Consider the following 13,171-nt stretch of genomic DNA (forward strand, 5'->3'; position numbering starts at 1 on the left):
TTACGATTCGAATTCCTCGATATACGGGACGCCGCCCCGCTCGAGACCCGGGCGAATCGGCTCGTTCTTCAGCGCCTCGCGGTACGCCGACAGCACGGCCATGACCAGCAGTACTGCCGCGCTCGCGATCCAATGCATGTCCATCTTGCCGCTCCTTGCATCAATCAACTGGAGCTTCAAACTATCAGAAAAAAATCGGCAAATAATTGTAGCGGCGGCGAAACCGCTTTCAGACCGGAATAACACCACTATCTGAAATACCACTATTTCCCGGCGCGATTTTTTTATTCATTCGAGCGAATTCTTGCGCATTACGATTGGACCATCCCCTTCATCCGTCGCAAGGAATCGAATCGCATGCACGCTTTCAGCGGATCGTCTTTGACTGCGCCGCCCGTCGCCGACCACAAGGAACACGTGATCGACGCGATGCGCGGGTTCGCGGCGCTGCTCGTCGCCTATTTCCACTGCCGCCAGGTCGTCTGGGTCGGCATGCAGAGCTTCCATCACGCTTACGGTCATGCGCTGAACCCGAGCGCGATCGCCGGCTACCTGACCTTCCCGTTCGCATGGGGCTCCGCCGGCGTGCCGATCTTCTTCGTGATCAGCGGCTACTGCATCCACCGCAATGCAGCGCTCAAGCTCGCGGCCAACCCCGCTTACCGGCTCGACGCGCCGAACTTCTGGGCGCGCCGCTTCGCGCGCATCTACCCGGTGCTGCTCGCCGCGCTGCTGTTCACGCTCGCGATGGACGCGGTCAGCCTGCAGATCGCGCCGGTCAGCCACAAGATCCGCGACGTCGGCATCACCGCATTCCTCGTGAACCTGTTCTCGCTGCAAGGCGTCGCCGGCTACACGTACGGGTCGAACGGCGCGCTGTGGACGCTGTCGCTCGAAGTGCAGTTCTACGCGATCTACCCGCTGCTGTTCGCGCTGCGCAGGCGCATCGGCATGCCGGCCATCGTGGCGGCCGTCGCGCTCGTCAACGTCGCGTCGGCGTGGCTGCTCGAACGGCACGACCTGCAGTTCTTCACGTCGTACTGGCTGTCCTGGACCGTCGGCGCGTGGATCGCCGACGTGCGCGCGCAGCCGGCGCGCGGCACGGCCGCCGTGCCGTCGCGCGCATGGTATCTCGCGGCGGCCGTGCTGCTGGCCGCGGGCTGCGGCGCGTTCCATTTCGGCCAGTACGGCGCGTTCCAGCTGTGGGCGGCCGGCTTCGCGTGCTTCCTGTACCGCGCGCTCGCCTGCCCGCCGCGCCCGACGCCGCTGCTGCACGTGCTCGGCTGGTTCGGCGACTTCAGCTACTCGCTGTACCTGATCCATCTGCCGCTGTTCGTCTGTCTCGGCTCGGTGCTGTTCCACTCCGAACTGCAACTGTCGATCTGGCCGTCGATCGCGTTCATGGCCGCCGCGATTCCGGTCGCCTACGTGTTCTACCGGCTGTTCGAACGCCCGGCGATGATGTGGTCGGCCACCCTGAAGCCGACCCGTACCACCCGCGTCGTCGCGCCGGCACCCGAACGGGCCGCCTGAACGGCGCCGTTCGCGCGCTCGCGGCCCCCGCCCGGCGTCAGGCTGGGCGGGGGCTTTTTTACGGGCAGGACGGCGCGAGGATGCATTTGCGCGTTCGGAGCGCGGCGGGTACGACGTACCGAAGTGCGCAAGCCGCGGCGTCATGCACCGCCTGCGCGGCTGCACGACGTTCGCGTCGCCCAACCCCTCATGCGATCCACGGCAGGACCACACGGCGCCGCTCCTGGCGTCCCGCGAAGCGATTCCGAACCGGGCGGCGGCCGGATTCACGCCCGCTGCGACGCATCGCTCCGCCGCCCGAGCGCATCGTCGTTGCAGACCCCATCCTGCGACCCAGGCCGGCCCCGGATTCCGCCGCTCACGCTCACGTAATCGCTCGGCTTTGCGCAGATTACGGATTCGTCACGTGCGGCGTGCCCGGTGCGCGACAGCGCTCGGCCGCGCCCAAAGCGCAAAGCCCCCATGCAGCGCAACGCCGCATGGGGGCCGGGTTCCGCCGGTTCACGACGACACGCTGCGCGTGCCGCCGCCGGCCGCCACCTACCGCTTCTTCGCTTTCGCGGCCTTTGCCGTATCCGCGAGGATCTTCTCGACCCGCGCCACATAGGTTTCGGTGCCGAACCGGCGCACCGCGGTCGCCCGCCCGCTCACGACGAGCCGCTCGCGCAGCGCGGCGTCGCGCTGCAGCCTGCCCAGCGCATCGGCCAGCGCGGCCGCGTTGCCCGGCTCGCAGAGCAGCCCGTTTTCGCCGTCCTCGATGATCTCGACGACCCCGCCCGCGCGGGCCGCGACCACCGGCCGCCGCGCGAGCATGCCCTCGACGATCACGCGCCCGAACGGCTCCGGCGTGATCGACGTATGCGCGACCACGTCGACCGCCTTCATGCATGCGGCCACGTCGCGCTGGAAGCCGAGGAAATGGACACGGTCGTCCATCCCGTGACGCGCGACGATCTCGTGCAGCTGCGCCGCGTATTCGTCCTCGCCGAACAGCGGCGCGCCGACCAGCACCACGTGCATGCCGGGATGGCGAGCCGCGGCCTCCAGCAGCAGGTGCTGCCCCTTCCAGTGCGCGAGGCGGCTGAACGAGCCGACCAGCCATGCGTGCTCGGGCAGCCCGAAGCGCGCGCGCAGCGCGGCCTGGCTCGCATGGTCCAGCGCGTCGAACGGTTCGGCCGAAATGCCGTTGAACACGACGTCGACGTGCTGCGGCGTGAAGCCCGTCAGCGCACGAAATGCCTGCGCGGACGCATCGGAGTTCGCGATCACGCGCGTGACGCCGAACCGCGCGCAGTACTTGATCGCCATCAGCTGCTTGCTGCCGAAATGGTCGCCGCTGACGATGTCGCGCAGGTGCCAGACCACCGGCTTGCGCGCGAGCCGCCCGGCCAGCGCGGCGACCACCATCGCGCGCTGCGTGTTCGCGTAGATCACCTCGGCGCGGCGTGCGCGCCGTGCGACGTCGCGCACGAGCGCGAACAGCTGCTTCAACGCGCCGGCCGACACGCCGCCCTGCTTGCGCACCCCGGCGAGCGCGCCCTGGTCGAGCACGTCGACGCGCGCGCCGATCTCGTCGAGCGCCGCGCGGAACGGGCCATCGTCGAACAGCAGCACATCGGCGTTCGCGCGCATGTGCTTCATGATCTCCAGCAGCGACAGCTCCGCACCGCCGAGCACGCCGCTCTGGTCCAGCACGAGCGTCGCCGGGCCGCGCGCGGCCGGCATCGGCGCGACGGCCGTGCCGCGCTGCGCGGTCGAGCCGGGCAGCGCCGTCTCCACATAATCGAGAAAGCGCCGCCGGAACGTGTCGGCGGAAAAGCGCTCCGCATTCGCGCGGCACGCGTGCGCCGTGAAGCGCTGCGGCGCGCGCTCGAAATCGTCGACCGCCGCGACGATCGCTTGCGGCGTCTGTTCGTCGAAGAACAGCCCGGTCGGCTGCGCGTGCGAGCGCGGCTCGAGCACGGTCTCGAGCGCGCCGCCCTTGCCGTACGCGATCACGGGCGTGCCGCACGCCTGCGCCTCGACCACCGAAATCCCGAAATCCTCCTCGGCCGCGAACACGAACGCCTTCGCGCGCCGCATCCGGTCGTGCAGCACCGCGAACGGCTGGTAGCCCATGATCTCGACGTTCGGGCCGGCCTTCGCGCGGATCTTCTGCATCTCCGGGCCGTCGCCGATCACGACGAGCTTGCGCTCCGGCGTGCGCGAGAACGCTTCGACGATCAGGTCGATCTTCTTGTACGGCACCATCCGCGACGCGGTCAGATAGAAATCGTCCTTCGCCTCGTTCAGCGAGAAGCCGTCGACGTCGACCGGCGGGAAGATCACCGCCGCGTCGCGGTGATACACCTTGCGGATGCGTCGCGCGATGAACGCGGAGTTCGCGACGAAGCCGTCCACCGCGTTCGCGGTGCGGGTGTCCCAGTTGCGGATGTAGTGCAGGATCATCCGCGCGAGCAGCGACTTCGGCCCGTGCGTCAGGTTCGACTGTTCCAGATACTGGTGCTGCAGGTCCCACGCGTAGCGGATCGGCGAATGCACGTAGCTGATGTGCATCTGGTCCGGCCCGGTCAGCACGCCCTTCGCAACCGCATGGCTGCTGGAGATCACGAGGTCGTAGTCGGACACGTCGAGCTGCTCGATCGCGAGCGGCATCAGCGGCAGGTAGCTGCGGTACTTGGTGCGTGCGAACGGCAGCTTCTGGATGAACGAGGTCGTCACCGGCTTGCCGCGCACGAACGCGCGGTCGTCGAGAAAATCGACGAGGCTGAACAGGTCCGCGTCGGGAAAGCACGCGACGATCTGTTCGAGCACGCGCTCGGCGCCGGCGTACGTGACGAGCCAGTCGTGGACGATCGCCACGCGCAGCGGGCGCGACGCATCGCGTGCGCTCGCCTGTCCGGCCGGTTTGGCCCGGCGCAGCGTGGCGGCGTCGCCGGCTTCGGCCGCGGCGGCATCGGCCGTGGCGAGATTCAGGATGGCGTGTTCCGCCAGATCGCGATTCATGTGGTTTTCCTCGCATTGAGACGGACGAACAGGTCGCGCACCAGCGCGCGCAGGGCCGGCGTCATCGTGAACGACCACGCCAGGTTCAGCACCAGCACGACCGCACAGAGGCCGATCGACTCGCCGAGCCCCGACCACGCTTGCGCGAGAAACAGGCTCGCGAGCAGGAAGGCGAGATGCGCGAGCATGTCGAGCACGATCGCGCGCATCCGGATCGCCGACAGGTAAAGCAGCACGCCGTAGTCGACCAGCGCGCGCGTCGCGACGACCACCGCCGCGCCGATCAGCCCGAAGTGATGAATGCCGAACCACAGGCCGCCGACGAAGAACGGCATCTCGATGAGACCGGCGAACGCGGCGCGCGCCGGGTTGACCTGCGACTGGATCAGGATCCGCGTGACGCTCGCCTGGCCGACGAGCCACACGCTGATCACCAGCACGCGCCCGACCGGCGCGGAATGCGCGGCGAGATCGGCGCCGACCCACAGCGTGAGGAACGGCGCGAGCGCGAAGATCGCGACGATGCCGACCGGCGTGAACACGCCGTTCAGGAATTCGAGCGACTGGCGCGCGAGCGTGTCCGCGTGATCGCGGCCGACCGCCGACAGGCGCGGGAACAGCGTGCGCACCAGCGCGTTCGGCAGCATGTTCAGCCGCGTGACGAGGTTCTGCGGGACCGTGTAGTAGGTGACGAACTTCGCGCCCATGCCGGCGCCGAGCATCACGCGATCGAGCGTGTCGGCGATCATGCTCGCCGTGCTCGCGATCAGCATCCAGCCGCCGAAGTTGAACAGCCCTTTCGCGGTGCCCCACTGCGGCGGGTCGATGCGCCGGATCGCGAGCACCTTGATGCTCGCGTGACCGAGCATCACCGCGGCGATCAGGCGCGCGACGACCGCGGCCGCCAGCACCGTCTGCAGGTTCGGCGCGATCCACCACGCGGCGCCGAGCGGCAGCAGCTGGAACAGGAACGTGCCGACCGTCTGGTTCGTGTTGAACACGCCGAACCGTTCGGCGCCGTTGATCGCGCCGGCGAACACCCACGACACGTTCGCGAGCGGAATCGCGAGCGCGAGCCACGGCAGCGCGAGATACACCTCGTGCTGCATCGCCGCCGACACCTTCGTGAAGTACTCGGTGTAGATGAACGCGCCGAAATAGATCAGCAGCCCGCCGACGATGCCGGTGCCGAGATTCAGCCAGAACGCGCTCCAGAACACGCGCGCGCTTTCGTCGGCGTTGCCGCTCGCGAGCGCCTTGGAGATGTGGTTCTGCGCGGCCATGCTCATCCCGAGATCGAGGATCCCGAAATAACCGATCAGCGTCCACACGAGGCTGACGACGCCGTAGCGCTCGACGCCCAGCGCGTGGATATACGCGGGCACGGTCACCAGCGACACGAAGGTCGGCAGGATCAGCCCGATGAAGTTGATCGAAACGTTCTTGAGTATGCCTTTGTCCATGCTTCTGCCTTGTGTGACGGCGACTGCAACGACGGTGCGCCGCCCGTCACGGTTTCCAGCGATACATCAGCACCTTGCCGCGCGCGTCTTCCTCGACGAACACCAGGTATTCGCCGTTCTCGCGCCGGAACGCGCTGATGCCGAACGGCACGTCGACCCAACCAGACGCCTTGCCGACCTCGGCGCCCGGGCTCATCACGCCGACTTCCTTGCCGGTTTCCTTGTCGTACACGTGGATCTTCCCGACCGGCTCCACCGTGAAGATGTAGCGGCCCTCGACCGTGATCCCGATCAGGTCGAGGATCGGCTTCGCATCGAGCTGCCACGGCAGCGCGACCGTGTAGCGCACCACCGGCGAGCCGCTCGACCACTTGTCGAAGCGCACCAGCACGCGGCCGACTTCCTTGTTGATGCCGGGCTGCGGCGGCGCGTCGGCCGTGTAGCCCGTCACGTACAGCGTGTCCGTCTGCGGCTCGTAGATCGCGCGGCGCAGCTGCGTGAACGGCTGCGGCATCGGATAGGTCGTGACCTTGTCGTACGCGTAGATCGGGTTGCCGGCCTTGTCGACGCCGCCATAGCCGAAGCGATGAATGCCGCGCACGTCGCTCGTGCGCCAGATGTCGCCCTTCGTGTCGACCCACCAGCCCCAGCCGCCCGCCTTCGCCTTGCCGGTCGTGTTGGTCGTGAACTCGTCCTCGTCGAGCCGGCCGTTGCCGTTCGCGTCGCGCCAGATCCAGTCGCCGCCCGGCGGCTTGTTCGGCACCTTGTCGACCGGCCGCGCACGGCCCGCGATCAGGCCCGACGGAATCGCGACCTCGCCGTCGCGCTTCGCGTCGAAGCGGTAGATCTTCAGGTGATCGGCGTACATGTCGGTCAGGTACAGGAACGTGCGGCCGTCGACGCGCCGCGCGAACGGCATGCCGGGGTACTGGTCCGTGTGGAACACGGGATCGTCCGGATACTTGAAGCGGTTCGACAGGAAGCCGGCGTATTTCCAGTCCTGGCCGGGCGGCTTCGACAGGTCGAGCTCGAAGCGCTTGTTGCCCGTGTATACGCTGTTCGGCCGTGCGGGATCGAGCCACGCGCCGTCGACGAACAGCAGCCCCTGCACCTGCCAGCGCAGCTTGCCGTCCGGCGTGTAGCTCTCGAGCACCGCGCCGAGCCCCGCGCCGATCGTGTCGTGGCGCGGCCCGATGCCGTTCATCGACACGTACACGTTACCCGCGCGATCGACGCCCACACCCGTCAGCCCGTTGAAGCGTTGCGGCCCGGGGCGACCCGACACCGGGCCCGCGAAGATCCCGCCGCGCTCGCCGAGCGTGCCGGACGGCGCATAGCCCCTGCCGCCTTTCGAGAAAATCAGCACCTGCTGGCGCGGGCCGTTGTCCGCGACCAGCACGCGCCCTTTCGCGTCGACCGCCACGTCCACCGCGTCGGTCCCCTCGGGCAGCGCGGGCGCGTCGTCGAGCTTGCGGCCGTCCGCGCGCACATGCACGAGGTGCGCGGGCCCGTTGAGCGTATCGGTGAGCAGCCACAGCGTGCCGTCGCCGGCGAGCGCGATGCGGCCCGGCTCATGCGCACTCCACGTGCCTTTCTTCTGCATCGTTTCGGCGTCGTACACGTCGACTTCGTCATGCGACGGATTCGTCGCGAACAACGTCTTGTCGTCGGCCGCGAGGCCGCCCACTTCCGCCTTCAGCTCACCGACCTCCGACCGCGCGGGCGCCGCCACCTCGTTCATCACCATGAAGCTCGCGGCCATCCGCGCACGGCCGGCATCGGCGCGCCCGCCGGGCGCGACCTGCGGCGCCGCGCGGAACGGCGCGGGCTGCTTCATGTCGCCGATCGTGCGCCGCGAAATGCCGTACCACTGCTTGCCCTTGTCCGGCCAGATGCCGGGCGACTGCAGATGGCCGCGCTCGTTGCCGACGCCGATCGCGACGTACGCATACTTGCCGTTCACCGCGACCGCGTTGCCGCCGAGGTTGCCCCAGCCATGCGTGCCGCCGGCGAAGCCGAGCATCTTCCCGTCCTGGTAGACGCTCGCCTCGGCGCCGCTCTCGTCCCACGGCGCGTTCGTATACACCTTGCCGTCGGGCGTCACCGCGATCGCGCGAATGTCGATCTGCGTCCAACTGCCGTCGCCATAGCCGAACGTGTTGCCGATCCACGACGTGGTCGCGGGCAACACGGTTTCAGCCGGTGCGGCGCTCACGGACAGCGCCGCGCATACCGTCATGCCAACCAGAATCAGACGTCGCAATGCGCTCTCCAGACTCGATGCGGAAGCGACCGGCGCCGTGGCGTGCTGTCTGCCTGGATCACCTGTCGCTAAATAGGTTTCAAACGTCGCGATGCAGGTTACAAGCAAAAATAATCACAAGAAATTTGGAAATATTTGGGGATGTTTCCGCCTGAAATATTGAACCGGAACGGTCCGGAATAGCCCCGACGAAGCGGAAATAACGACCGCCTTTCACCTAGCGATCCGTAGAAAATGCCGCTCCGGCCCGTCCGACGGGGTGCCCGGCCTGCAAATCTTTCATCCCATGATTAAAACGACCGGCATTTGAATGTTTTCAGCCGAATAAATGACATGCGTTTTTTTGCCGATTTCTTTTCCCTAGAATCGATTTCGAATCAATATTTCCTTTAAACGCATGCATTACGTTCACGTTCACGCATCGGATGCGCGGCGCGCCTCGGCATCGGCCGCGCGTCGCGAAGGAGCGGCGCGATGACGGGCATCTCGCGCACCGCCGACCTCGCCCCGCCGCAACACGGCCGCATCGTGCAGCTCGACGGGCTGCGCGCGATCGCCGTCGGCGCCGTGTTCCTGCAACACGCGCTGAAGGCACCGCTGTGGATGGGTGTCGACCTGTTCTTCGTGCTGAGCGGCCTGCTGATCACCGGCATCCTGCTCGACCGCAAGGCGCGCGGGCAGTCGTACTTCAGCCACTTCTACGCGCGCCGCGTACGCCGGATCCTGCCGCCGTACGTGCTGCTGCTGGTCGTGTCGACGCTGCTGTTCGGCGCGAGCTGGCTGCCGCACTGGCCGTGGTTCGCGTTCTTCTCGACCAACATCGGGCTGTCGCTCGGCAGCATCGGTCACGACAGCCTGAACGTGCTGTGGTCGCTCGCCGTCGAGGAGCAGTTCTACATCTTCTGGCCGTTCGTCGTGCTGTGGTGTTCGGAGCGCGCGCTGCTGTGGATCGCCGCCGCGCTGATCGTCGCGGCGCCCGTGCTGCGCGCGATCGCGACGCCGTGGTTCGATTCGTTCTGGCCGATCTACTACCTGACGCCGTTCCGGATGGACCTGCTCGCCGCGGGCGCGCTGCTCGCGATCGTGCTGCGCCGCGACCGGCGCGCGCTGGAACCGTTCTATCCGCTCGCGATCGTCGGCGCGCTCGTGTCGCTCGCGATCCTCGGCTGGCTGCACCTGTCGTTCCCGCGTTTCCGCGCCGCGAACACGCCGCTGTCGAACGCCGCGCTCTACAGCATCTCGCTGCTGCTGTGCACGTCGATCGTCGTGATCGCGCTGCGCGGACGCGGCCTCGTGCAGCGCGTGCTGACGAACCCGCTGCTCGTGTACGTCGGCACCGTCAGCTACACCGTCTACCTGATTCACCTGAGCGTGCTGTACGCGCTGTGGCCGCTGCACCTGAACCGCTTCGTCACGGCCGCGCTCGCGCTGGCCATCACGCTCGTGTACGCCACCGTGAGCTGGTACGGCTTCGAGCGGCGCCTGACCCGCGGCCCCGCGCGCAGCACGGTACCCGCCGCCGCGCGCACGACCGCCTGAATTTCTCAATCCATCGTTTCGACCAGGACATTGCCATGAGCCAAACTCGCAAGAAGGCCATCATCACGGGGATCACCGGGCAGGACGGCGCCTACCTGACCAAGCTGCTGCTCGACAAGGGCTACGAAGTCACGGGCACCTACCGCCGCACCAGCTCGGTCAACTTCTGGCGCATCGCCGAGCTCGGCGTCGACACGCACCCGAACCTGTCGCTCGTCGAGCACGACCTGACGGATGCCGGCTCCAGCCTGCGGCTGCTCGAACGCACGCAGCCCGACGAGCTGTACAACCTGGCCGCGCAGAGCTTCGTCGGCGTGTCGTTCGACCAGCCGGCGACGACCGCCGAGGTCACGGGCGTCGGCCCGCTGAACCTGCTCGAGGCGATCCGCGTGGTGAGCCCGAAGACGCGCTTCTACCAGGCGTCGACATCCGAGATGTTCGGCAAGGTGCAGGCGATCCCGCAGACGGAGACGACCGCGTTCTACCCGCGCAGCCCGTACGGCGTCGCGAAGCTGTACGCGCACTGGATGACCGTGAACTACCGCGAGTCCTACGACCTGTTCGGCTGCAGCGGCATCCTGTTCAATCACGAATCGCCGCTGCGCGGCCGCGAGTTCGTCACGCGCAAGATCACCGACACCGTCGCGAAGATCAAGCTCGGCAAGGCGACCCGGCTCGAGCTCGGCAACCTCGACGCGAAGCGCGACTGGGGCTTCGCGCTCGAATACGTCGAAGGGATGTGGCGGATGCTGCAGGCCGACGAGCCCGACACCTACGTGCTCGCGACCAACCGCACCGAGACCGTGCGCGACTTCGTGCGGATGGCGTTCGCGGCCGCCGGCTACCAGATCGAATGGACCGGCAAGGGCGAGCAGGAACGCGGCCTCGACGCGTCGAACGGCAACGTGCTCGTCGAAGTGAATCCGAAGTTCTACCGCCCTGCCGAAGTCGACCTGCTGATCGGCTCCGCCGACAAAGCGAAAGCCAAGCTGGGCTGGGCGCCGGAGACGACGCTCGAACAGCTCTGCCAGATGATGGTCGAAGCGGATCTGACGCGGAATCGGCACCATGACACGTACTGAAGCCAGGCGCCCGTCGCGCCGGGCGTTCGTCACGGGCCTGGCGGGCTTCACCGGCCGCTACATGGCGCAGCGGCTCGCTGCGGCCGGCTACGACGTGTGGGGCACCGTGGCACCCGGCGCGGCGCCGCCCGACGATCCGGCGCTCGCCCACTGCACGCTGCTGCCGGTCGACCTGCTCGATGCAGACGCGACACGTGCGGCGCTCGCCGATGCGCGGCCCGATGCGGTCGTGCATCTCGCCGCGCGCGCGCACGTCGCGCAGGACGAGCCGTCGCAGACCTACGCGGTCAACATCGTCGGCACGCGCAACCTGCTGGCCGCGCTCGCGGGCCTCGACCGCCGCCCGTCGGCGGTGCTGCTCGCCAGCAGCGCGAACATCTACGGCAATTCGACGGCCGGCGTGCTCGACGAAAGCGTCACGCCCGCGCCCGCGAACGACTACGCGGTCAGCAAGCTCGCGATGGAATACGCGGCGAAGCTGTGGGCCGACCGCCTGCCGATCGTGATCGCGCGGCCGTTCAATTACACGGGCGTCGGCCAGGACGATGCGTATCTGCTGCCGAAGCTGGTATCGCACTATGCGCACAACGCGCCGCGCATCTCGCTCGGCAATCTCGACGTGAGCCGCGATTTCTCCGACGTGCGCGACGTGACAGCCGCCTATCTGAAGCTGCTCGAAGCCGCGCCGGCCGGCGAGACGTTCAACATCTGCTCGGAGCGCGCGTATTCGCTGAAGGAGGTGCTGGCGATGCTGTCGCGAATCGCCGGCTACGTGATCGACGTGACGATCGATCCGCGCTTCGTTCGGCACAACGAAGTAAAGAGCCTGAGCGGGTCGCGCGACAAGCTGCGGCGCGCGGTGGGCGAGCTGCCCGTGACGCCGCTCGACGAAACCTTGCGCTGGATGATGGACGCGATGCGCGACGCGCGGGCCGGCTGATTCCGGCAACGCAACACGCGTTCGTCGCCGGCCAAAAAAGAAAACGGGCCGCCCTGTCGAGCGGCCCGTCGTCATGCCGGCCCTGCAATCGGTGCCGCCGCGCTCAGCCCTCGAGGCCGCGCGCGAGATCGTTGCGCAAGTCGCCCGCGTTTTCCAGGCCGACCGCGAGGCGGATCAGCCCTTCGGTGATCCCCGCGGCCGCACGCGCTTCCGGCGTGATGCGCGCGTGCGTCGTCGTCGCCGGATGCGTGATCGTCGTGCGCGTGTCGCCGAGGTTGCCGGTGATCGAGATCAGCTTCGTGCTGTCGATCACGCGCCACGCGTTCGTGCGCTGCTGCTCCGGCGTGTCGCCCTTCAGCTCGAACGATACGATTGCGCCGCCGGCCTTCTGCTGACGCTTCGCGAGTTCGTGCTGCGGATGCGATTCGAGGCCCGGATAGAACACGCGCTTGACCGCAGGATGCGAATCGAGCCAGCGCGCGATTTCCAGCGCGTTCGCCGACTGCTTCTCGACGCGCAGCGACAGCGTCTCCATCCCCTTCAGCAGCACCCACGCGTTGAACGCCGACAGCGTCGGGCCCGCGCTGCGCACGAACGGGAACACCTTGCCCATGATGAATTCCTTCGAGCCGACCAGCGCGCCGCCGAGCACGCGGCCCTGGCCGTCGAGGAACTTCGTCGCCGAGTGCATCACAACGTCCGCGCCGAGCTTCAGCGGCTGCTGCAGCACCGGGCTGCAGAAACAGTTGTCGACGACGAACAGCGCGTTCGCGGCCTTCGCGATCTTGCCGATCGCCTCGATGTCGGCGAGTTCGGTCAGCGGGTTCGACGGCGTTTCGAGGAAGAACATCTTCGTCTCGGGCCGCACCGCTTCCTGCCAGGCGTTCAGGTCGGTCGGATCGACGAAGGTCGTCGTGATACCGAACTTGCTGAAGATCTGCGAGAACATCCCGAGCGTCGAGCCGAACAGGCTGCGCGAGCTGACGAGGTGATCGCCCGCCTGCAGCGCGGACATCACGACCGACATGATCGCGGCCATGCCCGACGCCGTCGCGATGCAGGCCTCGCCGCCTTCGAGCGCGGCGAGACGATCCTGGAACATGGTGACGGTCGGGTTCGTGAAGCGCGAATAGGTGAAGTAGTCTTCCGAATTCGCAAAGCGCTCGGCTGCCTCGGCCGCGCTCGTGAAGCAGAAGCTCGACGTGAGGAACAGCGCTTCCGAGTGCTCGTTGAAGTCGCTGCTGCGCAGCGTGCCCGCGCGCACGGCGAGCGTGTCGAAGTTGAGGGAGTCGTCCATGTTCCGTTATCCGTATTCGAGGGTCGCGTCGACGGTCGTGCATCGGGC

Annotated in this window: 9 protein-coding genes; 4 read left to right on the forward strand and 5 right to left on the reverse strand. The window is 67.5% G+C overall.

The window, feature by feature from the left end:
• Complete coding sequence (locus U4Y91_RS26670) at positions 1-144, reverse strand: hypothetical protein (RefSeq protein WP_006479318.1); 144 nt, start codon at positions 142-144, stop codon at positions 1-3.
• A gap of 213 nt (positions 145-357) precedes the next feature.
• Here U4Y91_RS26670 and U4Y91_RS26675 point away from each other — a divergent pair, with 213 nt between their 5' ends.
• Positions 358-1,533: an acyltransferase gene (locus U4Y91_RS26675; RefSeq protein ID WP_321807605.1), complete on the forward strand. Its 1,176-nt coding sequence runs from the start codon at positions 358-360 to the stop codon at positions 1,531-1,533.
• A 540-nt stretch (positions 1,534-2,073) separates the two neighbouring features.
• Here U4Y91_RS26675 and U4Y91_RS26680 read toward each other — a convergent pair.
• Genes U4Y91_RS26680 through U4Y91_RS26690 form a run of 3 tightly spaced genes read right to left on the reverse strand, consistent with a single transcriptional unit; the run spans position 2,074 to position 8,241 of the window.
• The gene (locus U4Y91_RS26680; RefSeq protein WP_321807606.1) at positions 2,074-4,539 is read right to left on the reverse strand and encodes a glycosyltransferase family 4 protein; all 2,466 of its coding nucleotides are present in this window, start codon (positions 4,537-4,539) and stop codon (positions 2,074-2,076) included.
• Complete coding sequence (locus U4Y91_RS26685; protein ID WP_321807607.1) at positions 4,536-6,002, reverse strand: flippase; 1,467 nt, start codon at positions 6,000-6,002, stop codon at positions 4,536-4,538. The genes U4Y91_RS26680 and U4Y91_RS26685 overlap by 4 nt, the downstream gene beginning before the upstream one ends.
• Positions 6,003-6,048: 46 nt before the next feature.
• Complete coding sequence (locus U4Y91_RS26690; RefSeq protein ID WP_321807741.1) at positions 6,049-8,241, reverse strand: hypothetical protein; 2,193 nt, start codon at positions 8,239-8,241, stop codon at positions 6,049-6,051.
• A gap of 498 nt (positions 8,242-8,739) precedes the next feature.
• Here U4Y91_RS26690 and U4Y91_RS26695 point away from each other — a divergent pair, with 498 nt between their 5' ends.
• Genes U4Y91_RS26695 through U4Y91_RS26705 form a run of 3 tightly spaced genes read left to right on the forward strand, consistent with a single transcriptional unit; the run spans position 8,740 to position 11,826 of the window.
• A complete protein-coding gene (locus U4Y91_RS26695) occupies positions 8,740-9,804 on the forward strand; it encodes an acyltransferase (protein ID WP_321807608.1) in 1,065 nt (354 codons plus the stop codon).
• 35 nt (positions 9,805-9,839) lie between these two features.
• Positions 9,840-10,886: a GDP-mannose 4,6-dehydratase gene (gmd, locus tag U4Y91_RS26700; protein WP_321807609.1), complete on the forward strand. Its 1,047-nt coding sequence runs from the start codon at positions 9,840-9,842 to the stop codon at positions 10,884-10,886.
• Positions 10,873-11,826, forward strand: coding sequence for an NAD-dependent epimerase/dehydratase family protein (locus U4Y91_RS26705; protein WP_321807610.1), 954 nt, complete (start codon positions 10,873-10,875; stop codon positions 11,824-11,826). The genes gmd and U4Y91_RS26705 overlap by 14 nt, the downstream gene beginning before the upstream one ends.
• 103 nt (positions 11,827-11,929) lie before the next feature.
• Here U4Y91_RS26705 and U4Y91_RS26710 read toward each other — a convergent pair whose 3' ends face one another.
• Positions 11,930-13,123, reverse strand: coding sequence for an O-succinylhomoserine sulfhydrylase (locus tag U4Y91_RS26710; protein WP_321807611.1), 1,194 nt, complete (start codon positions 13,121-13,123; stop codon positions 11,930-11,932).
• Between the last annotated feature and the right edge of the window lie 48 nt (positions 13,124-13,171).

Source organism: Burkholderia sp. BCC1993 (assembly GCF_905339865.1).
In the GTDB taxonomy this organism is placed as follows: Bacteria; Pseudomonadota; Gammaproteobacteria; order Burkholderiales; family Burkholderiaceae; genus Burkholderia.